Below are 22,900 nucleotides of genomic sequence, written 5' to 3' on the forward strand. Positions count from 1 at the left end.
CGTCTCATGATGTCTAGGGATAGCGACCGGTGCGACAATTCAGGTCATGACTTCAGCGATCAGCACCCCGGTTTCCACCCTGACCATCACCCGCCCGGACGACTGGCACCTGCATGTGCGGGACGGCGACGCATTGAGCACGGTAGTGCCGCATACCGCCGCCCAGTTTGGCCGCGCCATCATCATGCCCAACCTGCGCCTGCCGGTGACCACCGCGGCCCAGGCCGTGGCCTACCGCGAGCGCATCCAGGCGGCCGTGCCGCCGGGTGTGAGCTTCGAGCCGCTGATGACGCTGTATTTGACCGACAACCTGCCGCCCGACGAGATCAAGCGGGCCAAAGAGGCCGGCGTGGTTGCCACCAAGCTTTACCCGGCCGGCGCCACCACCAACAGCGACGCCGGCGTGACCGACCTGCGCAAGACCTACAAAACACTCGAAGCGATGCAGCGTGAAGGTCTGCTGCTGCTGGTGCATGGCGAGGTGACCTCGCCCGACATCGACCTGTTTGACCGCGAGGCGGTGTTCATCGAGACGCAGCTGATTCCGCTGCGCCGTGATTTCCCGGAACTGAAAATCGTGCTGGAGCACATCACCACGCGGGAAGCCGCGCAGTACGTGCATGACGCCGACCGTTTCACGGGGGCCACCATCACGGCGCACCACTTGCTGTACAACCGCAACGCGATTTTCACCGGCGGCATCCGGCCGCATTATTACTGCCTGCCCGTGCTCAAGCGCGAAACGCACCGCGTCGCGCTGGTCGAGGCGGCCACCAGTGGCAACAACCGGTTTTTCCTCGGCACGGACAGCGCGCCGCACCCGGCCCACCTCAAGGAGCATGCCACCGGCTGCGCCGGCTGCTACACCGCCCATGCGGCGATGGAGCTGTATGCCGAAGCCTTTGAAGCAGCCGGCGCACTCGACAAGCTCGAGGCTTTTGCCAGTTTCAACGGCGCAGACTTCTACAGCTTGCCGCGCAACCAGGGCACCATTACCCTGAAGAAGGAAAGCTGGACGCCGCCCGAGAGTTATGCGTTTGGCGAGGCCGAACTCAAGCCGCTGCGCTCGGGTGAAAGCCTGCCATGGAAGCTTGACACCACCGGGAGCGAATGATGGACCACAAGCCGCGCGTTGCCCTGCTGATTGACGCCGACAATTCGCCGGCGTCCAAAATCGACCTGATCCTCAACGAGTTGTCGACCTTTGGCGAGACCAATATCCGCCGCGCTTACGGCAACTGGAAAAAGAGCGAACTCAAGGGCTGGGAAGAAGCGCTGCATGAGCATGCCATCCGGCCCATGCAGCAGTTCGACTACAGCAAAGGCAAAAATGCCAGTGACATGGCCATGGTGATTGACGCGCTGGAGCTGCTCTACACCGACCGGCCCGATGCCTTTGGCATTGTGTCGTCGGACGCCGACTTCACGCCGCTGGTGATGCATTTGCGTGCCAAGGGTGCTGCCGTTTATGGGTTTGGCGCGCAGAAGACGCCCGAGCCTTTTGTGAATGCATGTTCGAGGTTCCTGTTCCTGGACAAGTTGCGTCCCCTGGCTGCGAGCGATGCCGTAGGCGGCGCTGCCGGAGACACCCGCGATGACGGCGAGGCGGTGACTGCGGCTCCCTTGCGTGCCACGCCGGCGCAGCTCAAGCAGGACGCCAAGCTCGTCATGCTGCTGCGCAATGCCGTGCAGGCGGCGGCCGATGACGAGGGCTGGGCGCGCGTGGGAGCGGTCGGCACCCAGATTGCCAACCAGGCCTCGTTTGACCATCGCAACTATGGTTATGCGACGCTGACCAAACTGCTGGTCGCCACGCAGCTGTTTGAAATCGCCGACGAAGGCAAGTCCACCGTGGCGGTGCGCGACAAGCGGCTGAACAAAACGGCCCGGGCCTGACGTTGAGCCGGGTGAGGTTGCAGGGTTGGATCACCCTGCAGCTTTTTCAAATCACCTTGCCCGGATTCAAAATGTTCTTCGGGTCCAGGGCCGCTTTCAGCGTACGCATCAACGCGATTTCCTCCGGCGAGCGTGCATGGGCCAGCCAGCGGCGCTTGAGGGTACCGATGCCGTGTTCGGCCGAGACGGTGCCGCCATATTCGCGCACCAGGCCGTAGACGACTTCTTCCACCGCATCCTTGGGTTGCACGGCCACGCCGGGCTGGTAGGCGACGATGTGCACGTTGCCGTCACCGATGTGGCCATAAAACACCGCTTCGCAGCCTGGCACCTGCTCGCTGAGCACGGCCTTGCACCGTTTGGCGTAAGTGTCCATGGCAGCCACCGGCAGGCCGATGTCGAACGCCAGGTGGCCGGGCCAGAGCTGGTGGAATTCGGCGCAGGCATCGCGCACGCCCCAAAAAGCCTTTTCATCGGCGAGCGACTGCGACACCACCGCATTGGGCACGGTGCCTGATTCCAGCAGCCGCTCCAGCCACGCTTCAAAGCGCGGGCCGTCGATGGCAGGGTCGGTGCCCAGGGCCTCCACCAGCACATAGGCGCCGTAGCGGCGGGCGTCGCCCGCGAACGGATTGCGCACGCCCTTGACGCGTTCGGTGGCCATGTCCCAGTAGTCGGGCCACATGACTTCAAAGGCAGACAGCATCGGGCCGAGCTCGCCGCGTGCTGCTGCCAGCAGCTTCAGCACGGTGCCGTAGTCCTCTGCCGCGCACAGCGCCACCATGGTGGAGGCCGGTTTGGGGAACAGGCGCAGGACGATGCGCGTGATGATGCCCAGCGTGCCTTCGCTGCCGATGAACAGGTGCTTCAGGTCGAAGCCCGCGTTGTTCTTGATCATCTTGTTCAGGCTGGTCATGACGGTGCCGTCGGCCAGCACCGCTTCCAGCCCGAGCACCATGTCCCGGGCCATGCCGTAGCGGATCACCCGGTTGCCGCCGGCGTTGGTCGACAGGTTGCCGCCAATGGCGCAGGAGCCGCGCGCACCCAGGTCCAGCGGGCAAAAGAAGCCGGCGGCCGCGGCAGCCTGTTGCACCACCTCCAGCGGTGTGCCAGCGAGAACCGTCATGGTGGCGGAATCCGGGTCGATTTCCTCGATGCCAACCAGGCGTTCGAGTGACAGTGCGACCTCCTGTGCGCCGGCGCGGGCCCCGCCGCACAGCCCGGTGAGGCCGCCTTGCGGCACCACGGCAACGCCGTGCGCTTGGCAGATGCGCAGGGCGGTGGCAACGCCCGCCGTGTCGGCGGGGCGAACCACGGCCAGCGGCTGCGTGGCGCTCATCCCGCTGTAGTCATTGCGGTTTCGGGCGGGCACGGCGTCCGCGGTGAATACGCAGGCCTCGCCCAGCTGGTTGCGAATCTCCTGCAAGGCTTGTTCCATTGTGTTGGGGATAGCGACAGTGACGGCAGTGACATTAGTGGACATAAGAATCGACCAAAATTAAATGATGTATGTAAGGTACCGAGTACTGTACACTATTGTGGCGAAGCTGGTAGAGAGCCATCATTTCCGGCATTCCGATAACTTTCAGACCCTCAATGGAGACAAGCATGACCTTCAAGCGCAGAGCCATGATCGCCACGGTAGCGGCCTCGGCCCTTTTTCTCAGCCCTCAACTGTGGGCGCAGGCCCAGCCCATCAAAATTTTCAACGTGGTCGAGCTCTCCGGCACCGGGGCAACGGCAGGCACCATGTTCAAGTCCGGCATTGAACTGGCGGTCAAGGACGTCAATGCCTCCGGCGGCATCCTGGGACGCAAGCTTGAGGTGACCAACATGGACACCCAGACCAATCCCGGCATTGCCAAGGCGCTGGTGGTGCGCGCCATTGATGACGGCGCGTTTGCCATCTTCGGCCCTGTCTTCAGCGGCTCCATCCTGATCAGCCAGACCGAGACACGGCGTGCCGAGGTGCCCAATTTCACGGCCGCTGCCGGGGCTTTGGTGACCCAGCAGGGCAGCCCCTACATCTTTCGCACCGGCCTGACGCAGATCAACAGCATGCCCAAGGCCGCGCGCTACATCGCGCGTAACCTGAAGGTCAAGAAAATCGCCGTGCTGTTCGTCAACAACGACTTCGGCAAACCCGGGCGTGATGCCATCGTCAGTGCCCTGAAAACCCATGGCGTGGAGGTGGTGGCGGATATTTCCACCGAAGCCGGCCAGCTCGATTTCTCGGCGCCCATCATCAAGGTGAAGCAGGCCGGCGCCGAGGCGGTGTTCGTCTATCTGAACGAAGAAGAGTCGGCGCGGGCGGTGCGCGAACTGCGCAAGCAGGGCTGGGACAAGCCGATCGTGGGCGACGTGACGCTGCTGAGCCAGAAGGTGATTGACCTGGCGGGCGACGCGGCCAACGGCGTGGTCGGGCACTCCGAAATGTCGGCCGACGCGCCGATTGCCGGCGTGAAAATGGTGCGCGACAAGTTCGTCAAGGAATACAACTTCATTCCCGATCACAATGGCATCAAGGGCTACCAGGGTGTTTACATGCTCAAGGCAGCGATCCAGAAAGTCGGCAAGTTCGACCGCGTGGCGGTGGCCAAACAACTGCACGGCATGACCATCAAGGTGGCGGACGAACCCGGCGTGCTGATGGATGTCACCTTCGATGACAAGGGCGACATCGATCGCGAGAGTTTCCTCATCGAGATCAAGGGCGGCAAGCCCGTGGTCAAGGAAGTCCTGCCGCCTCTGGGCAAGAACTGAAAATTGGGATGGGGGCCGCGACCGATGCAAAAGACTGCAGCTTTTTATACGCCGCTGGCCCTCACCCCAACCCTCTCCCAAAGGGCGAGGGAGCAAGAAAAGCGTATCGCATGCATTGAGCTGAGCAGTTACGAAAATTTAAATAAAAGTGGCTGTAGCGCTTATTCAGCCTGCAGGGGGTGCTTCAGTTTTAATAGCATGGCCTGCCGCTCTGGCGGTGCAAGCGCCACCGGAACGTCCGCATTGAGGATGAAGGGCTGGCCCCAGGCCGGGCCGCCTTTCGTCTTCGGCACGACGTGCACATGCAGGTGGTCGGCCTTGTCGCCATACAGCGCGTAGTTCACCTTGTCGCAGGCGCTGACTTGCGCCACCGCGGCCGCCACCCGGGCGACCTCGCGCATAAAAATGCGCAGGTCTTCGTCCTCCAGCTCGAACAGCTCCCGCACGTGTTTTTTCAGCAGCACGACGCAGCGGCCCTTGTGCGTCTGGTCCCTGAACAGGAAAACCCGCGAACGGTCCAGGTCGGCGACATGGAACATCACGTCCTCAAGTTCCGCCACCGTCGCCGTGCAGTAGCGGCAGGTGGGGTCGACAGGTGGCGTCACCCCGTTCGGCCGCGTGCCTGCCTCAGGCGCCAAACCGGTCATCCAGGTCCTTGTGGAAATCCAGGTCCACCAGTGCGCTGAATTCGGCATAGCTCACCATGGCGCGCTCGCTCGCCTTGGGTGTGCCGGCACGCTGCAGTTCGGCGAGCGTATCCGAGACCGCTTTCACCGCGGTGAAAAGCGCCGTCACCGCATAAAACACCACGGAAAAACCCATGTCCTGCAGGTCCTTGGCCGTTAGTGCGGTGGTTTCATTGCCGTCCACAATGGAGACGACCTTGGGTCCCTGGACCGCTCTGGCAACGGCCTCGACTTCGGCGATTTTCTTGATGCCGTCGACGAAGACCAGGTCCACGCCGGCCTCCTGGTACAGATGGGCGCGCCGGATGGCTTCGTCGATACCGGCCGCGGGCAGGGCATCGGTGCGGCCGATGATGAGCAGCTCATCCCGGCCACGGGCTTCGATGGCGCATTTCAGCCGCAGCACGTTTTCCTGCGCATCCATCAGCCGGATGCCGGCCATCTGGCCGCAGCGCTTGGGCGCGACCTGGTCTTCCAGGTGGATGGCGGCCACGCCGGCCTGGATGTACTCGCGTACCGTGCGGTGGATGTTGGACGGCCCGCCGTAGCCGGTGTCGGCATCCGCAATGATGGGGATGTCAACCACCCGGGCCATGTCGCGCGCATGGGTGGTCATCTCGGTCTGGCTCAGCAGGCCGATGTCGGGCGTGCCCAGGCGGCTGGCGGTTGCGCCGAAACCCGTCATGTAAATGGCCGGAAAGCCCGCCTTCTGGATCAGGCGTGCGGTGATGGCATCGGGTGCGCCCGGCGCCATCACGATGTTGCCGGTTTTGAGCAGTTGCTGGAGTTGTTGGGCGGGTGTCATGGTGGTCTTATGGTGAGCTTTAAAAAGGAGGCGGCTCAGGTGGGTCAGGTGCCTGCGACGTTCAGCTTGAGGGGCGCGGGGGCGGCTTTCAGTGCCGCAGCACTGGCCAGGCGAAAGGCTTCGACCGTCCTGCCCACATGGCTCTGGATCAGTTGCTCCAGCCGGTCAAAGTCGCCGTCGTCGATGTACTGGATCATTTCGCGGTGCTCCTGCAGCGACACCTTGCGCGCATCGGAAAACTGCTTGGCCATGTTGGTGCGCAGGGCGGCGATCTTGCTGGAAACGAGTGCGTAGGCATTGACCACATAAGGGTTGCCGCAATGCGTGAACAGCGCTTCGTGAAAAGCCGAGTCGCAGTGGCCATAGCCGATCTCGTCGTCGGCTTCGCTGGCGGCCACCATCTGCGCAAAAACCGCTTCCAGCGCGGCAATGGTGGCCTGCCGGTTCATGGTGCGGGAGCGCTTGGCGGCGTGCAGCTCCAGGGTGGCGCGGAAGTCGCAGATGGCGCGCACGTCATCTTCATCCGGCTGGAAGACAAAGCTGCCGCGTTTGGAGCGGATGTCCACCAGCCCGGTGGTTTGCAGCAGCGTCAGCGCGTCGCGCACGGGCGTGCGGCTGACGCCAAACGATTCGGCCAGGGTTTCTTCCGAAATCATCTGGCCCAAGGCAAACTCTCCGTCAATAATCGCCTGCCGCACGCGCTGCGCAACAATCTCCGTCAGCGACTTCGGCATCTCTATTTCGAATTTTTTAGCCATGAACCCTCGAATCCTGAAAAAGGCGCGTCACATTGCCGCAGCACCCCCGCATTGTAATTTTTATTGAGCGTAAGGTTCTGTATGCAAGATGCGGAAAGGGCTATTGTCGGTACAGGGAGCCAGGCGCCAGGGCGGTGCTGCGGGCGTTGCGGCGTGATGCGGAGCCCCCATGCCTGACGCCGTGAGCCCGCTGGTCGCCATCGACTGGACCCAACCCTGGTTTGCGCCTCTGCGCCGTGCGGGCGAGGCGGCCGGTGCGCTGGCGCTGCAGGGCGCCGGTGTTGCGCAAGCCCTCAATGCCGTGGGCCGGACGCATGGCGCGGCGGCGGCGAATGCGAATGTCATCCGGGCGGGTGATGGGGGGCATTGCCCCGTGCGCTTTGTGCCGCAGGGCGATTTGCCGCCCGGCGAGGCCTATGAGCGCTATATCTTCAACACACGCGATTGCCCGACACGCGACGGGCTGCACGACTTCTTCAATGGCCTGTGCTGGCTGCAGTTTCCCGAGACCAAGACCCGGCTCAACCAGCTGCAGGCGGCCGAGATAGCGTCGGCAGGCATCCGGCCGGTGCGCGGCCCGGTGCGCGACGCGCTGACGCTGTTTGATGAAAACGCCGCCTTCCTGCTGGCGCCGCAAGCCCTGTGGGATGCCTTGATCGCCCGGGACTGGCCGCAACTCTTCATCGGCTTGCGCCCGCTGTGGGCTGACACGCAACTGGTGCTGTTTGGCCATGCATTGCTCGAAAAGCTGGTATATCCGCGAAAACCGATCACGGCCCATGTGTATCGGGCGCAGCCAGCTATTCATTCAATAGCAGAGCTGGATGCCTGGGTGGCCGCTGATTTGAGCGCCGACAAGCTGGCCGGCAAACCCTTTGCACCCTTGCCGGTACTGGGCGTGCCGGGCTGGTGGCCGGAAAACGAGAACTTTTCCTTTTATGATGACTCCCTTGTATTCCGTCCACGCAGGTAGAAAACAACACATAAAAAATCCTGCGCCGGCAGCCGGCCCGAACGGCTTGATTTGGGAGGAAGTCCCCCAATTTGTCCGGAACGCAACTCTCACGGCAGCATGGCTGCTGCCCTTGCCCCTGGTTATCGACCCCCCCACGGAGAATTCATGAAACGCATCTTTTTGTTTATCCTGACCAACATTGCCGTCGTGGCCGTGCTGGGCATTGTGGCCAGCCTGCTCGGCGTCAACCGCTTCCTCACGGCCAATGGCCTGAACCTCTCGGCGCTGCTCGGCTTTGCGCTGATCATGGGTTTCGGCGGCGCGATCATTTCACTGCTGATCAGCAAGCCCGTGGCCAAGTGGAGCGCCGGTGTGCGCATCATCAACGATGCCCAGAACGCCGACGAGGCCTGGATAGTCGAGACCGTCCGCAAACTGGCTGACAAGGCGCAGATCGGCATGCCCGAAGTGGGCATTTTCGACGGCGCGCCCAACGCCTTTGCCACCGGCGCATTCAAGAATTCATCGCTGGTGGCGGTGTCCACCGGTTTGCTGCAGGGCATGACCCGCGAAGAAATCGAGGCCGTGATCGGCCATGAGATCGCCCACGTCGCCAATGGCGACATGGTCACCATGACGCTGATCCAGGGCGTGATGAACACCTTTGTGGTGTTCCTGTCGCGCGTCATCGGCTATGCGGTAGACAGCTTTTTGCGCCGCGGCAGCGACAGCAACTCCGGCCCCGGCATTGGCTACTACGTCAGCACCATCGTGCTGGACATCGTGCTGGGTTTTGCCGCCGCCATCGTGGTGGCCTGGTTCTCGCGCCAGCGCGAGTTCCGCGCGGATGCGGGTTCCGCCCAGCTGCTGGGCCGCAAGCAGCCCATGATGAATGCGCTGGCCCGCCTCGGCGGCATGCAGCCCGGCGAGTTGCCCAAGGCCGTGGAAGCCATGGGCATCACCGGCGGCATCGGCAAATGGTTCGCCACACATCCGCCGATTGAAGAGCGCATTGCGGCGCTGCAGAACGCGCAAGCCTGAGCGCCGAGCGGTTCGGCTGAGCGGTTCGATATCCCGCAACAAAACCGCAACAAAACCGCAATAAAAAAGCCGGTGCATGCACCGGCTTTTTTCGTGGCATTGATACGTGATGGCGCTATGCCGCCTGGCCGCCCCGGTCCCGGCGCGCGCCTTCCAGGGCCTGGGTGACTTCCGCCAGGTCCATGCCGTACATGTCGGCGAACTGCTCCACCGTGCGCCCGCTGGCTTCGAAGGCCTTCATCAGGGCCTCGCGTTTCGCGGCCTGGCGTCCCAGTTCGGTGAAGGCATCGTCCAGCAGCGCGTTGGACGCTTCATCCTGCGTCTGCACGCGCAGCGAATAGTCTTCCCGGTTCAGGCCCGAGGCTTCAATGGCCTGCATCAGCCGCTGGCGCAGCGCGGGCCGCAAGTCCTCGCGCGAGCGCGCCTGGCGCCGTCGGAACACTTCGAGAATGGCGTGGTGCACATGCTCGGGCGCCACGGGCTCGACGGGCTCGCCCTGCAGGTCGTGGCGCGGATGGCCCGCCGCCACGCTTTCGAGGTAGCGCGTTGACCGCGCATGCAGGCCCAGCGCGACTTTCAGTTCGTCGCGGTTGAATGCATCAGGGTGCTGGGCGAGCAGTTCCTGGAACACGCCAAGCTTGAGCGGCAGGAACTGCGCACCGAACATCTTCGGATACAGCTCGAAAAGTTTCTCCAGCGCCGGGTGCACCTGGCGGGTCCGCGGTGGCGTGCTGGGCTGCTTGCCGGCCTGCCTGCCGCGCGCCCGGCCAGCGGCCCTTGGGGGACGTGTGGGGGTGGCGGGTGTATCCGGGCTGGCCGGGATCACCGGGGTAGCCACTGTAGAGGGGGCAGGAGGGGTGTTGGTGTCGGTGTCGGTCATCAATGGGCTTTGTGAAGTCTTGGGCCTGGGCGCGGGGTCGCGGGGCAAAGCTTCACCCCCTTCCATGCGCACCCTGGCAATCCTGGCAATAGGGGAGATTGTCGCGGATAACCCGGGCCACCTGACCGGGTTGCCGGACTGCGTTACCGCCAACCTCCGGCCCGTCGGGTCAGGCCTGGGTTTGCGCCAGCAGGCGTGAGCGGGCGGCGATGAAGGCCGCGGCGGCCGTCTCGCGCAGCGGATGGCGGCTGCCCTGGCGGGTTTGCTGAACGCCGCCGACCCAGACTGTATCGAGTGCGGATGTGCGGTGGCTGGCGAACACATGGGCCGACAGCATGTCTGGCGCGCTCAGCTCGCACAAGGCCGGGTGCTGGCCGTCCAGCACCGCAAAATCGGCGCGCTGGCCGGGTACCAGGCCGGCAGCGCCACGCGGCAAAGCGCGACCCGAGGCCCGGGCGCCGCCCTGCACGGCCTGCAGCATCATCGCGGTGGCGACCTGCGGTTGCCGGGCGGTGGCCAGCACGTTGCGCTGGCGGCCCTGCAGGCGCTGACCATACTCAAGCAGCATCAGTTCTTCCGCTGCGTTGACGCAGGCGTTGCTGTCCGAGCCCACGCCCCAGGCGCCCCCGGCGGCGCGCCAGCGCGGCAGGTCAAAAATGCCGTCGCCCAGGTTGGCTTCGGTGGTCGGGCACAGGCCGGCCACGGCGCCGGTGCGGGCGGCGCGCTCATATTCGGCGTCGGTCATGTGCGTGGCGTGCACCAGGCACCAGCGTGCATCGACGGCGGCATGGTCCAGCAGCCACTCCACCGGGCGCTGGCCGCTCCAGGCCAGGCAGGCATCCACCTCGGCCGTTTGCTCGGCAATATGGATGTGGATGGGCGCCGTGGGGTCGAGGGCGTCCAGCCCGGCCAGTGCCTCGCGCAGGCTGTGGGGCGGCACCGCGCGCAGGGAGTGCGGCGCCAGTCCCAGGCGTGCGCCCTGCACCTCGCAACAAGGCTGCAGGCGCTCCAGCAGGCGCAGCATCGAGTCGGTAGACCGGATGAAGCGGCGTTGCCCCGCATTCGGCGGCGTGCCGCCAAAACCGCTGGTCTGGTAGAGCACGGGCAGCAGCGTGATGCCGATGCCGGCGCGTTCCGCAGCACGCAACAGGCATTGGGCCAGCGTCGCGTCGTCGGCATAGGGCCGGCCGTCCAGGTCGTGGTGCACGTAGTGGAATTCACACACCGAGGTGTAGCCGGCCTCCAGCATCTCGATGTAGAGCCAGGTGGCGATGTCTTCCAGCAGCTCGGGCGTGACCTGCGCGGCGAAGCGGTACATCAGCGTGCGCCAGCTCCAGAAGCTGTCCTGCGCCTCGGCGCGAAATTCCGTCAGGCCGCCAAAGGCCCGCTGGAAGGCGTGGCAATGCAGGTTGAGCATGCCTGGGATGAGGGGGCCGGTGGCCCGGGGCGTGCTGCGCGGGGCGCTGCTGTCCGGCGTGACGGCCAGCAGCTGGCCGGCGGCGTTCCATTCCAGCAGCACGTTGCGCGCCCAGCCGTCGGGCAGCAGGGCATCGGTGGCAAACAGGCTGCCCGTGGCTGGGGCGTGGGATGTCGGGGCAGCGAAGGGGGCGATGTCGCTCATGGGGTGATCCTGGCGTTGGGGGCGATCTGGAGCCCGTCGAGCGCAACGCGCCCCTGCCGCACGATGGTGCGCGGCGCCTGCTGGCCCAGCCAGTAGGCCAGCTCGGCGCTGTCATTCAAACGCCACAGCACGAAGTTGGCAGGCCGGCCCACGCCGAGCGCACCGTGTGTGTCCTGCAGCCCGAGCGCACGGGCTGCGTGGCGCGTGATGCCGGCCAGCGCTTCCGGCACGGTCAGGCGAAACAGCGTGCAGGCCATGTTGGCCATCAGCAGCAGGCTGAGTGCGGGCGAGGTGCCGGGGTTGTGGTCGGTCGAGACGGCCATGGGCACGCCGGCTTCGCGCAGCGCATCGATCGGAGGCAGGTGGGTGTCGCGCAGCGTGTAGTAGGCGCCGGGCAGCAGCACGGCCACCGTGCCGGCCGCGCGCATGGCGTCGATGCCGGCCTGCGACAGATGTTCGATGTGGTCGCACGACAGCGCGCCGTAACGTGCGGCGAGCGCGGCGCCGCCCATGTCGGAGAGCTGTTCGGCATGCAGCTTGACCGGCAGGCTTAAGCGCTGCGCGGCCTGGAACACCTGCTCGGTCTCGGTCAGCGAAAACGCGATGCGTTCGCAAAATACGTCCACCGCATCGACCAGGCCCTCGGCGGCGAGCGCGGGCAGCATCTCGCGGCAGACCAGGTCGATGTAGTCCTGGCTGCGGCCCGCGTACTCGGGCGGCAAGGCGTGCGCGCCGAGGAAGGTGGTGCGCACGGTGACGCCGTAGGCCTCACCAAGCCGGCGGGCCACGCGCAGCTGCTTGCGCTCGTGTTCGAGGGCGAGACCGTAGCCGGACTTGATTTCGATCGCGCACACGCCATCGGCCAGCAGTTGTTCCAGGCGAGGCGCGGCCTGCGCAAAAAGCTCGTCTTCACCGGCCGCACGGGTGGCGCGCACGCTGGAGACGATGCCACCGCCGGCCTTCGCCACCTCTTCGTAGCTGGCACCAGCCAGGCGCATCGCGAACTCGTTGGCGCGCTGGCCACCGTACACCAGATGGGTGTGGCAATCGACCAGGCCGGGCGTCACCAGCGCGCCGCCGCCGTCAAAGCGCGGCAGCGCGCTGAACCCGGCGGGCAGCGCAGTGCTGGCGCCTATCCAGCGGATCTGGCCTTGCGTGACGACGATGGCGGCCTTGGTGCCTGTCGCCAGCTCGTTGCCGTCGGCGAGCGCGCCGGGCATCAGGCGCAAATGCTCCCAGATGCCGTCGGCAGCAGGGTAAGGGGCTGTGGTCATGGGGTTCACCAGCGGGTTGTTGAAACGGGCTATGGAAACGTACTTTGAAAATCGACTTGCTATGAAATAAATAGCTGCTTGTTGGACCGATATCTCGTCTGGAGGCTATTTTGATGCCTGTGGCCGGTCGTGTTCAAGGCTGCTGTACCGGCAGCAGCCGCACCACGACCAGTGCCGCATCGTATGTCTGCGGCGTCGCCTGCCAGCCTTGCGTCGTGCCGTCCCACCAGACACCCGTGCCGGCCTCGCATGTCAAGGAGGACTCGGCACCTGCCTGCAAATGCCACGCGCCGCGCAGTGCCAGCAGCAGGCCGCGCCCGGCCGGGTCGATGTCGCCGGCCGCGTGCAACACCTGCACCTCAGCCCGCAGCTTGCCGCGCCGGGTCATCACGTTGAAATCGGTCGAGGGGCCGCCCAGCAGGTCGCAGTCCAGCGCCACATCGCCGGCAAAGGCAAAGGGCATCAGCGGTGTGTCCAGCCGGTGGTCCACGCCTGCCGTGCCGGCGTGCAGGCGCACGCCCGCGCCCTCCAGAAGCATGATCACACGGTCCACGCCGGGAAAGGCCGAGAACGGCCCGGCCGCGGCGATGGTGGCGATGCTGACGCGCCAGTCGAAGCCGTCCATGCCGGCGTCTGGCGGCTGACAGACGATTTCGCGCGTGGTGCCGCCGCCGTTCTTCCACGGCATGGGCTTCAGGTCGTCGATGGCGAAGCGCTGCAGCACGGTCATGGGCTTATTTCACCATGGGCAGGTTCAGCCCCTGCTTCTTCGCGGTGGCAATGGCGATCTCGTAACCCGCATCGGCATGGCGCATCACGCCCGAGCCGCAGTCGTTGACCAGCACGCGTGCCAGCCGCTCGGCGGCGGCATCGGTGCCGTCCGCCACGATGACCATGCCCGCATGCTGCGAGTAACCCATGCCCACCCCGCCGCCGTGGTGCAGGCTGACCCAGGTGGCGCCGCCCGAGGCGTTGAGCAGCGCGTTGAGCAGCGGCCAGTCGGACACGGCATCGGTGCCGTCCTTCATGGCCTCGGTCTCGCGGTTCGGGCTGGCCACCGAGCCGGTGTCCAGGTGGTCGCGGCCGATCACGATCGGGGCCTTGAGCTCGCCGTTCTTCACCATCTCGTTGAAGGCCAGGCCCGCAATGTGGCGTTCGCCCAGGCCCAGCCAGCAGATGCGCGCGGGCAGGCCCTGGAAGGCGATGCGCTCGCGCGCCATGTCGAGCCAGCGGTGCGTATGTTTGTTCTCGGGGAACAGTTCCTTGATCTTGGCGTCGGTCTTGTAGATGTCTTCCGGGTCGCCGGAGAGCGCGACCCAGCGGAACGGGCCCTTGCCTTCGCAGAACAGCGGGCGAATGTAGGCGGGCACGAAGCCGGGGAAATCGAAGGCGTTCTTCACGCCCTGGTCGAAGGCCACCTGGCGGATGTTGTTGCCGTAGTCCACGGTCGGGATGCCCATGGCCTGGAAGTCCAGCATGGCCTGCACATGGACGGCGCAGCTTTGGGCGGCTTCGTCCGTCAGGCGCTTGTGCTGCGCCGGATCCTGTTGCGCGGCCTTCCACTGCGCCACGCTCCAGCCGCGGGGCAGGTAGCCGTTGATCAGGTCGTGGGCCGAGGTCTGGTCGGTGACCAGGTCAGGCTTGATGGCGCCGGCTTTGGCGCGTTTCACCAGCTCGGGCAGGATGTCGGCGGCGTTGCCCAGCAGCGCGATCGACACGGCCTCTTGGCGTTCGGTGTGGTACTTGATCAGCGCCAGCGCGTCGTCGATGTCGCGAGCCTGCTTGTCCACGTAGCGGGTGCGCAGGCGGAAGTCGATGCTGCTCTGCTGGCATTCGATGTTGAGCGACACCGCGCCGGCCAGCGTGGCGGCCAGCGGCTGCGCGCCGCCCATGCCGCCCAGGCCGGCGGTCAGGATCCATTTGCCGGCGAGGCTGTTGTTGTAATGTTGGCGGCCGGCCTCGACGAAGGTCTCGAAGGTGCCCTGCACAATGCCCTGGCTGCCGATGTAGATCCAGCTGCCGGCCGTCATCTGGCCATACATGAAGAGGCCCTTGCGGTCGAGTTCGTTGAAGTGTTCCCAGTTGGCCCACTTGGGCACCAGGTTGGAGTTGGCGATCAGCACGCGGGGCGCGTTGGCGTGGGTCTTGAACACACCCACGGGCTTGCCTGACTGGACCAACAGCGATTCGTCATCGTTCAGTTCTTTCAGCGAAGCCAGGATCTGGTCGAAGCAGGCCCAGTCGCGCGCGGCGCGGCCGATGCCGCCATAGACCACCAGGCTTTGCGGGTTCTCGGCCACCTCGGGGTCGAGGTTGTTCTGGATCATGCGAAAGGCGGCTTCGGTGAGCCAGCTTTTGCAATGGAGCTGGCTGCCGCGCGGCGCACGGATCACGCGGGTGGGGTCGACGCGTGGGTCGGCAAGGGTGTCGGTCGGGGCGATGAAGGAATCCTTGGCGTTCATGGCGATCTCCTGGATAAAACGGTTGGAATGAGGTTCAGGTCAGGGTTCAGGCCCGGCGTCAGGCCGCGGTGGCGTGGCTTGGCAGGATCTGTTGCAGGGCGGCGGGCCAGTCGCTGTGCAAGGCCCACTGGCGCATGGCTTCGACGTCGGTCGCGAGGAAGCGGTCCTGGTCGAGGAAGGCCACCTTCCCGCGGATGCGGGCGAACTCGGCTTCGATCAGCGGGGAGCTTTTCAGGCCACGCTTGAGTTCAATACCCTGCGCCGCGCCCATGGCTTCGATGCCGACGACGACGGCGGTGTTGTTCACCATCTCGCCCAGGCGGCGCGCGGCGAAGGTCGCCATCGACACATGGTCCTCCTGGTTGGCCGAGGTGGGCAGGCTGTCCACGCTGGCCGGGTGCGCCAGGGATTTGTTTTCCGAGGCCAGCGCGGCGGCGGTGACCTGGGCAATCATGAAGCCGGAGTTGACGCCGCCATCGCGCACCAGGAAAGGCGGCAGGCCGGAGAGGCCGGTGTCGAGCAGCAGCGCCAGGCGGCGTTCGGCAATCGCGCCGATCTCGGCCACGGCCAGCGCGATGATGTCGGCCGCAAAGGCCACCGGCTCGGCGTGGAAGTTGCCGCCGGAGATCACGTCACCGTTGTCGAAGACCAGCGGGTTGTCGGAGGCGGCATTGGCCTCGATCTGCAGCACCCGGGCGGCGTGCTGCAGGTTGTCCAGGCAGGCGCCCATGACCTGGGGCACGCAGCGGATCGAATACGGGTCCTGCACGCGGCCGCAGTCCGGGTGCGACGGCACGATCTCGCTGCCTTCCAGCAGGGCGCGCACCGCCGCCGCCACGGCCATCTGGCCGGGCTGGCCGCGCGCGGCATGCACCCGTGCGTCAAACGGCTTGATCGAGCCCTGCACGGCTTCCAGCGACAAGGCGCCGGACACCAGGCCCGCGGCAAATACCTGTTCGGCGCCGAACAGGCCGGCCAGCGCCAGCGCGGTGGAGACCTGGGTGCCGTTGAGCAGCGCCAGGCCTTCCTTGGGGCCGAGCACAAACGGCGCCACGCCGATGCGGCGCATGGCCTGGGCGCCGGAAATGACTTCGCCGTCGGCGGTGGTGGCCTGGCCTTCACCGATCAGCACGCAGGCCAGGTGCGCCAGCGGCGCCAGGTCGCCGGAGGCGCCCACGGAACCCTTGGCCGGGATGCGCGGCATCACGCCCGCGTTGGCCAGCGCCAGCAAGGCGTCCACCAGCTCGGGCCGCACGCCGGAGTGGCCGCGCGCCAGGCTCACCGCCTTGGTGGCGAGGATCACGCGCACCACGGCGGCCGGCAGCGGCTCGCCGGTGCCTACGCTGTGCGACAGCACCAGGTTGCGCTGCAGTTCGACCAGGCGGTTGGGCGCAATCTTGGTGCTGGCCAGTTTGCCGAAGCCGGTGTTGATGCCGTAGACGACCTGGTCTTCATCGACGATGCGCTGCACGGTGGCCTGGGCTGCCAGCAGGCCGGCGCGGGCCTCGGGCGCCAGGGCCAGCTGCACGCCGCCGGCATGGATGCTGCGTAACAGGGCCAGGCTGACGCGGCCGGGGTGCAGGGTGTGGGTGGATGTTGTCATTGTCTAGTCCTGTATATACAAGTTGTCGGAATCGATGATAAAGATGTTTTTATTCGTTTGTTTACTTGTTGGCTGGCTCGCCGGGGTGGCCCGTCGCGTCAGCCGGTGACGGCATTGCCGTCGGTGCGGAAGCGGCTGCCCAGCCGGTAACGCATGCCTGGGTGCAGGCAGCGCACCAGGGTGATGGGGTCCTCCCGCATCCAGGTGCGGCGGGTCAGCAGCAGGCAGGGCTGGCCGGGGTCCATCTGCAGCAGCGCCGCCTGTTCGCGCGTGGGCAGCACGGCATCGACCACGTGTTCCATCTGGTCGAACAGCACCGTGCGCACCAGGAAGTCCGAAGGCTGCTCCAGCGTGAAATCCTGCTGCCCGAAAGCGGGCGCCATGCGCGGGTTGACATAGCGGTCTTCCAGCTGCATGGGCACGCCGTCTTCCAGGTGTACGCAGACCGAGTGAAACACCGACTCGCCGGTATGCAGGCCCAGCGAGGAGGCAATGTCCAGCGAGGCCGAAATGCGCTCCACCGTGATGACCCGGCACTGGTAATCGTGGCCGCGGCGCCGGATGTCATCGGACAGGCGCGCGATCTGCAGCAGGTTGGCTTGCGGCTTGTCGTCGGCCACGAAGCTGCCCACCCCGGCAATGCGCTTGATGCGGCCTTGCTCCACCAGTTCGCGCAAGGCCCGGTTGACGGTCATGCGCGACAGGCCAAACTGCACCACCAGCTCGTGCTCGGACGGCAGGCGGTCGCCGGCCTTCCAGGTGCCGTCCTGGATCTTGCGCGAGACAAAGTCCTTGACCTGCTGGTAGCGCGCGACATTGGGCGACAGGCGGTCGGCCCCGGCGGGGGTACCGATTTTGGGGTCGGCTTCGCGTGCCGGTTTGGGCAGGATATGCAGATTGGAGTTCATCGTGTGGTTGGGGCGGTGGGTGGCGCGGGTCAAGGCATGTCAATGTTCGGCGGACGCCATCGACTCCGCGCGGATTTCTTCGGTCAGGCGCGCCTTGAGTTCCATGAACTCCGGCGAGGTCTTGATCGTATAGTGCCGCGGGTGCGGCAGGTTCACCGCAATGTCGGACTTGATGCGTCCGGGGCGCGCGCTGAACACCGCCACCCGGTTGGCCATGAAGATCGCCTCATCGATGTCGTGGGTGACGAACAGCACGGTCTTGCGCGCCGACTCCCAGATACCCAGCAGCAGCTCCTGCATCAGCACGCGGGTCTGGTTGTCGAGTGCGCCAAAGGGCTCGTCGAGCAGCAAGATCTTGGGGTCGTTGGCCAGCGCCCGGGCAATCGCCGTGCGCTGTTGCATGCCGCCGGAGAGCTGCTTGGGGAAGTGGTTTTCAAAACCGCGCAGGCCCACCTTGGCCATGAAGTAGGCGCTGCGGTCCTTCTGGTCGGCCTCGCTCATGCCGCGCTCGCGCAGGCCGAAGCGGATGTTCTGTGCGACGGTCAGCCACGGGAACAGCGTGTAGCTCTGAAACACCATGCCGCGGTCGGCGCCCGGGCCTTCGACCGGGCGGCCGTCGAGGATGGCCCGGCCCGTGCTGGGCCGCTCCAGCCCGGCGACGATGCGCAGCAGTGTGGACTTGCCGCAGCCCGAGGGGCCGAGGATGGTGACGAAGTCGTTGTCGTTCACTTCGAAGTCGACCGGCAGCAGCGCCTGGGTGCGCTGGCCTTTGGCGGTTTCGAAAACGCGCGACACCCCTTGAATGGACAGTTGGCTCATCAGATTGAACTCCAGGCAAACAGGCGGCGGTTCAGCGCCTTGAAGGCAAAGTCGGACACCAGGCCAATCAGCCCGATGATGATGATGCCGAAGATGATCTGCCCGGTATTGAGCAGGGCCTGGCTGTCGGTGATCATGTGGCCAATGCCGCTGGACGAGCCGATCAGCTCCGCCACGATCACATAGGTCCAGGCCCAGCCCAGCACCAGGCGCAGGGTTTCGGCAATGCCGGGTGCGGCGCCGGGAATCAGCACCCGGTTAATGATGCCCCGGTCGGAAGCGCCCAGCGTGTAGGCCGCTTCCACCAGGTCGCGCCGCGCGCCGCCCACGGTGACCGCCACCATCAGCACGATCTGGAACACCGAGCCGATGAAGATCACCAGGATTTTCTGGGTCTCGCCAATGCCGGCCCACAGGATCAGCAGGGGGATGAAGGCCGACGCGGGCAGGTAGCGGCAGAACGACACGAAGGGCTCGAAAAAGGCCTCGACCCCCTTGTAGGTGCCCATCGCAATGCCCAGCGGCACGGCGATCAGGCTGGCCAGGATGAAGCCGCCGAAGACCCGCCACACCGTCATGCCGATATCGTGGATGAAGTTGAGCTCGGTGAACAGCAGCCAGCCTTCCCTGGCCATCGTCACGGGACTGGCGAGGAAGGTGGGCGACACAAAGCCGCCCAGCGTGAAGATCGCCCAGGCTAGCACGAACAGCACAAAGAAGCCCAGGCCCAGCAGCCAGCGCGAGTTGGTGCCCACAGGCTCCAGCGGCGCCAGCCACTGGCTGCGCTGGCGCACCGGTGCTTCGGGCAGGTGAGGCGGTGCCTGGATATGTTCCATGACGTGTTCCATGGCGTTACTTGATGAAGCTGGCGTCAAAGGTGACCGCGAGGTTCTCGGGCGCCTTGCGGATCACGCCGGACTCCAGCAGGATCTTTTCGGCGTCTTTCATGAATGCGGTGATCTCGCCGGCGAAGAACTTCTGGTTGGCCGCCTTGTCCTGCCAGCGCAGGTAGGCTGCCGACTTGGCAAACTGCTCGCCGGTCTGCTTGACGGCCGAGCCCATCAATTCATTGGACTTGACGGGGTCGGCCTTGATCATGGCCAGTGCCTCGAAATAGGAGTTGGTGAGCGCCTGCGCCGCCTTGGCATTGGCCTTGAGCCAGGTCGGCGCGCAGCCCACGGTGTCCATCACCATCGGGTAGTCCAGCGTGGTGGCCAGGATCTTGCCGGAGGCCGGATTGTCGCGTACGGTGGAGAGATAGGGCTCATAGGTCATGGCCGCGTCGTTCTGGCCCGCCACAAAGGCCTGGGCAGACGCCTGGGGCGAGAGGGTGGTGGTCTTCACGTCCTTCAGCGTCATGCCGTTTTTGTTGAGCATCCAGGCCAGGCCGAAGTAGGGCGCGGTGCCGGGCGCATCCACGCCGATGGTCTTGCCCTTGAGGTCGGCAAAGCTCTTGATGTCGCCGCGCACGGCCAGGCCGTCGGCACCGTAGGATTTGTCCATCTGGAAGATCTGCACAATGGGCACGCCGTTGGCGTTCCAGGCCACGTGGGTTTCCACGGTGGTGGCTGCGCACTGGATGGCCCCGGCGGCCAGCGCCAGGTGGCGGTCTTTCTGCGGAATGAACTTGATTTCCACATCCAGGCCGTTTTTCTTGAAAATCCCGGCCTTGTCAGCCAGCGACAGCGGGGCGAACCCCGTCCAGCCAGACATGCCCAGCGTCAGCTTGGTTTCCTGTGCCCCGGCGGCTGAGGCCATGCCAGCCGCGCAAGCGCCTGCCGCCAGCAGCGAAGCCAATTTCTTGACGGTTGTCTTACCCATTGCGTACTCCTGTTTGATTCAGAAAATCGGTTGATCCCAAGATCCCTGCACAGCAAAGTCCGGGCAGGGAGATTTTGCCAACATGTAGTAACCTGTATATACAGGTAAACCATAATTTCAAGAAAGTCACGGAAAACGCGATCGGAAAATGCACTGTTTTGGGATTATTCCCATGAAACTGGTGCAAATCCGCCTCGTTCTGAGCGCGATACGCTGTCTATACAGGTATTCTATGTTGGCGGAGAGGGTAGAGCAATTTCGGGGCCAGCTGGAAAGGCCCTGTGGATTCCGGCGACTATGTTTTGCGCGCGCGATGCCCGCATATCGCGTGTTGACGAAGCAGGAAGGCCCGTCTGAAATCAGCGCACCATCATCGCCCGCGCCGTGCCGTGCCGGGCGACGGGGCTGTAGTCCAGGCGGCAGTCTGCTGATCAGGCGCTCAGCAGGTTGCGCGCCACGGCCTCGGCCACCTTGATGCCATCCACGCCGGCCGACAGGATGCCGCCGGCATAGCTGGCGCCTTCGCCGGCGGGATAGAGGCCGCGCACATTCAGGCTCTGCAGGTCTTCGCCGCGGCTGATCTTGATGGGGGAGGAGGTGCGCGTCTCCACGCCGGTCAGTACGGCGTCATGCGTGTCAAAGCCCTTGATCTTGCGGCCAAAGGCGGGGAAGGCTTCGCGCATGGCGTCGATCGCGTAGCCGGGCAAGGCTGACGACAGATCACCGATGGTCACGCCGGGCTTGTACGAGGGCGTGATGCTGCCCAGCGCTGTGGACGGGCGGCCCGCCACAAAGTCGCCGACCAGCTGCGCCGGTGCCTGGTAATTGCTGCCGCCCAGCACATAGGCATGCGACTCCAGCCGGCGCTGCAGGTCGATGCCGGCCAGCGCATCGCCCGGGTAATCGCGCGGGTCAATCCCCACCACGATGCCGGCGTTGGCATTGCGCTCGTTGCGCGAATACTGGCTCATGCCGTTGGTCACTACGCGTCCGGGCTCCGAGGTGGCGGCCACCACCGTGCCGCCCGGGCACATGCAAAAGCTGTAGACCGAGCGGCCATTGCTGGCGTGGTGCACCAGCTTGTATTCGGCAGCGCCCAGGGCCGGGTGGCCGGCATGCCGGCCCCAGCGTGCGCGGTCGATGATGCCCTGAGGGTGCTCCACGCGAAAGCCGATGGAAAAGGGCTTGGCCTCGATGTACACGCCGCGGGCGTGCAGCATGGCAAAGGTGTCGCGCGAGCTGTGGCCCAGCGCCATCACGACGTGGTCGGCGCGCAACTCGTGCATTTCTCCGGTGGCTTGGTCGAGTATCGTGAGGCCGCGCAGGTGCTTGCCGCCGGGGCCGGCCTCGATCAGCACGTCCGTTACCCGCTGCTCAAAGCGTATTTCGCCGCCCAGCGCGATGATCTGCTCGCGCATGTTTTCCACCACCTTGACCAGTTTGAAGGTGCCAATGTGGGGATGGGCTTCATAGAGGATGTCGGCGGGCGCCCCAGCCTTGACAAATTCATTCATGACCTTGCGACCAAGGTGCCGCGGGTCCTTGATCTGGCTGTAGAGCTTGCCATCGGAAAACGTACCCGCGCCGCCCTCGCCGAATTGCACATTGGATTCCGGATTCAGCACGTTCTTGCGCCACAGGCCCCAGGTGTCCTTGGTGCGCTGGCGCACGGTTTTGCCGCGCTCGAGCACGATGGGCTTGAAGCCCATCTGCGCCAGCAGCAGGGCCGCAAAGATGCCGCACGGGCCAAAGCCGATCACCACCGGGCGCAGCGGCAGGCCTTCCGGTGCCGTTCCCACCGGGTGGTAGGCCATGTCGGGTGAGGGCAGGATGTGCGGGTGGCCGGCAAATTTCGCAAGCAGAGCAGCCTCGACCGGCGACGGGCCGCCCCTAGCCGGGAGGGCCCCCTCGGGGGGCAGCGAGGACGCGTCAGCGCCGAGCGTGGGGGCCAACTTCACATCGACGATGTACACCTGCAGCAGCTCCGCCTTGCGGGCGTCAAAGCTGCGCTTGTGGATCTGGAAAGTCGCGATATCGGAGGCGGCGATGCCCAGCGTGCGGGCGATCAGGGCAGGCAGGGCGTCTTCCGCGTGGTCCAGCGGAAGTTTGAGTTCAGTCAGGCGAATCATCAGGGGCTCGTGTTGATCAAGCAGCCCATATTTTAAAGGGTCCCCGTCACACGCCGCGCTGGCGGATAACGGATAATAGGCCCCGTGAAGCCTGCCAGACCGCCGCTGGTGCAATCTGGGAAACCAGGCACTGGAGGAACGTCCGGACTGCACAGGACAGCGTAGGAGGTAATACCTCTCCACCGTGAGGTGAGGATCAGAGCAACAGAGACGAGTCGCTTTTGGGTAACTCAAAAGCGGGTGAAACGGGCAATCTCTACGCGCAGCAACACCAAGTAGGCCAGCGTTGATGTAGCTCCGCAGAGCTGGCGGGTAGGTAGCACCGAGCCGGGTGGGCGACCCCCGGCCCAGATTAATGGCGGTCACACCGGGTTTGCCGCAAGGCAAATCCGGCGCACAGAATCCGGCTTATCGGCGGGCTTCACACTTATAAAAAAACGGGCCCCGTACGCCGAAGCGAACGGGGCCCGTTCTGCTTG

Annotated in this window: 20 protein-coding genes and 1 other RNA gene; 6 read left to right on the plus strand and 15 right to left on the minus strand. The window is 65.2% G+C overall.

The window, feature by feature from the left end; genetic code table 11:
* The first annotated feature begins 46 nt into the window (after positions 1–46).
* A complete protein-coding gene (gene pyrC, locus AC1DUB_RS08070) occupies positions 47–1,114 on the plus strand; it encodes a dihydroorotase (RefSeq protein ID WP_477729107.1) in 1,068 nt (355 codons plus the stop codon).
* The gene (locus AC1DUB_RS08075; protein ID WP_477729108.1) at positions 1,114–1,896 is read left to right on the plus strand and encodes an NYN domain-containing protein; all 783 of its coding nucleotides are present in this window, start codon (positions 1,114–1,116) and stop codon (positions 1,894–1,896) included. Before pyrC ends, AC1DUB_RS08075 begins: the two co-directional genes overlap by 1 nt.
* A gap of 46 nt (positions 1,897–1,942) precedes the next feature.
* On the opposite strand, the gene AC1DUB_RS08080 is transcribed toward AC1DUB_RS08075, so the two are convergent.
* The gene (locus tag AC1DUB_RS08080) at positions 1,943–3,379 is read right to left on the minus strand and encodes an FAD-binding oxidoreductase (protein WP_477729109.1); all 1,437 of its coding nucleotides are present in this window, start codon (positions 3,377–3,379) and stop codon (positions 1,943–1,945) included.
* A 125-nt stretch (positions 3,380–3,504) separates the two neighbouring features.
* Here AC1DUB_RS08080 and AC1DUB_RS08085 point away from each other — a divergent pair, with 125 nt between their 5' ends.
* Entirely contained in the window at positions 3,505–4,659 is a 1,155-nt protein-coding gene (locus tag AC1DUB_RS08085; protein ID WP_477729110.1) for an ABC transporter substrate-binding protein, read from the plus strand.
* Between the two features lie 161 nt (positions 4,660–4,820).
* On the opposite strand, the gene AC1DUB_RS08090 is transcribed toward AC1DUB_RS08085, so the two are convergent.
* The 3 genes from AC1DUB_RS08090 to AC1DUB_RS08100 are packed head-to-tail and all read right to left on the minus strand — an operon-like array spanning position 4,821 to position 6,908.
* Positions 4,821–5,297, minus strand: a complete 477-nt coding sequence (locus AC1DUB_RS08090) for an HIT family protein (protein ID WP_477729111.1) — start codon at positions 5,295–5,297, stop codon at positions 4,821–4,823.
* Positions 5,287–6,150 (minus strand): isocitrate lyase/PEP mutase family protein, encoded by an 864-nt coding sequence (locus AC1DUB_RS08095; protein WP_477729112.1) that lies wholly within the window; start codon positions 6,148–6,150, stop codon positions 5,287–5,289. Before AC1DUB_RS08095 ends, AC1DUB_RS08090 begins: the two co-directional genes overlap by 11 nt.
* Positions 6,151–6,194: 44 nt before the next feature.
* Positions 6,195–6,908, minus strand: coding sequence for a GntR family transcriptional regulator (locus AC1DUB_RS08100; RefSeq protein WP_477729113.1), 714 nt, complete (start codon positions 6,906–6,908; stop codon positions 6,195–6,197).
* Positions 6,909–7,077: 169 nt separating this feature from the next.
* Between AC1DUB_RS08100 and AC1DUB_RS08105 the strand changes: the two genes are divergently transcribed.
* Both AC1DUB_RS08105 and htpX read left to right on the plus strand, forming a co-directional pair.
* Entirely contained in the window at positions 7,078–7,881 is an 804-nt protein-coding gene (locus AC1DUB_RS08105) for a DUF3025 domain-containing protein (RefSeq protein WP_477729114.1), read from the plus strand.
* A 147-nt stretch (positions 7,882–8,028) separates the two neighbouring features.
* A complete protein-coding gene (htpX, locus tag AC1DUB_RS08110; RefSeq protein WP_477729115.1) occupies positions 8,029–8,904 on the plus strand; it encodes a protease HtpX in 876 nt (291 codons plus the stop codon).
* Between the two features lie 115 nt (positions 8,905–9,019).
* On the opposite strand, the gene AC1DUB_RS08115 is transcribed toward htpX, so the two are convergent.
* The 11 genes from AC1DUB_RS08115 to AC1DUB_RS08165 all read right to left on the minus strand — a co-directional run bounded on the left by AC1DUB_RS08115 (position 9,020) and on the right by AC1DUB_RS08165 (position 22,421).
* The gene (locus AC1DUB_RS08115; protein ID WP_477729116.1) at positions 9,020–9,784 is read right to left on the minus strand and encodes a ProQ/FINO family protein; all 765 of its coding nucleotides are present in this window, start codon (positions 9,782–9,784) and stop codon (positions 9,020–9,022) included.
* 169 nt (positions 9,785–9,953) lie between these two features.
* On the minus strand, positions 9,954–11,405 hold the full coding sequence (locus AC1DUB_RS08120) for a formimidoylglutamate deiminase (RefSeq protein ID WP_477729117.1): 1,452 nt from the start codon (positions 11,403–11,405) through the stop codon (positions 9,954–9,956).
* Positions 11,402–12,679 carry an imidazolonepropionase gene (gene hutI / locus AC1DUB_RS08125; protein WP_477729118.1) on the minus strand — a complete coding sequence of 426 codons (1,278 nt, stop codon included), beginning with the start codon at positions 12,677–12,679 and terminating at the stop codon, positions 11,402–11,404. The genes AC1DUB_RS08120 and hutI overlap by 4 nt, the downstream gene beginning before the upstream one ends.
* A 133-nt stretch (positions 12,680–12,812) precedes the next feature.
* On the minus strand, positions 12,813–13,409 hold the full coding sequence (locus AC1DUB_RS08130) for a HutD/Ves family protein (RefSeq protein ID WP_477729119.1): 597 nt from the start codon (positions 13,407–13,409) through the stop codon (positions 12,813–12,815).
* Between the two features lie 4 nt (positions 13,410–13,413).
* Entirely contained in the window at positions 13,414–15,141 is a 1,728-nt protein-coding gene (gene hutU, locus AC1DUB_RS08135; RefSeq protein ID WP_477729120.1) for a urocanate hydratase, read from the minus strand.
* A 58-nt stretch (positions 15,142–15,199) separates the two neighbouring features.
* The gene (gene hutH / locus AC1DUB_RS08140; RefSeq protein WP_477729121.1) at positions 15,200–16,744 is read right to left on the minus strand and encodes a histidine ammonia-lyase; all 1,545 of its coding nucleotides are present in this window, start codon (positions 16,742–16,744) and stop codon (positions 15,200–15,202) included.
* Between the two features lie 98 nt (positions 16,745–16,842).
* The gene (gene hutC / locus AC1DUB_RS08145; protein ID WP_477729234.1) at positions 16,843–17,652 is read right to left on the minus strand and encodes a histidine utilization repressor; all 810 of its coding nucleotides are present in this window, start codon (positions 17,650–17,652) and stop codon (positions 16,843–16,845) included.
* A 39-nt stretch (positions 17,653–17,691) separates the two neighbouring features.
* Positions 17,692–18,471 (minus strand): ABC transporter ATP-binding protein, encoded by a 780-nt coding sequence (locus AC1DUB_RS08150; RefSeq protein WP_011482000.1) that lies wholly within the window; start codon positions 18,469–18,471, stop codon positions 17,692–17,694.
* Positions 18,471–19,307 (minus strand): ABC transporter permease, encoded by an 837-nt coding sequence (locus AC1DUB_RS08155; protein WP_477720540.1) that lies wholly within the window; start codon positions 19,305–19,307, stop codon positions 18,471–18,473. The genes AC1DUB_RS08150 and AC1DUB_RS08155 overlap by 1 nt, the downstream gene beginning before the upstream one ends.
* A gap of 16 nt (positions 19,308–19,323) precedes the next feature.
* Positions 19,324–20,292: an ABC transporter substrate-binding protein gene (locus tag AC1DUB_RS08160; protein WP_477729122.1), complete on the minus strand. Its 969-nt coding sequence runs from the start codon at positions 20,290–20,292 to the stop codon at positions 19,324–19,326.
* 431 nt (positions 20,293–20,723) lie between these two features.
* Positions 20,724–22,421, minus strand: a complete 1,698-nt coding sequence (locus tag AC1DUB_RS08165; RefSeq protein WP_477729123.1) for an NAD(P)/FAD-dependent oxidoreductase — start codon at positions 22,419–22,421, stop codon at positions 20,724–20,726.
* A gap of 86 nt (positions 22,422–22,507) precedes the next feature.
* Between AC1DUB_RS08165 and rnpB the strand changes: the two genes are divergently transcribed.
* Positions 22,508–22,848: RNase P RNA component class A (rnpB, locus tag AC1DUB_RS08170), an RNA gene on the plus strand.
* Positions 22,849–22,900: the final 52 nt, after the last annotated feature.

The sequence above is a fragment of the Polaromonas sp. P4_F9 genome (genome assembly GCF_056401235.1).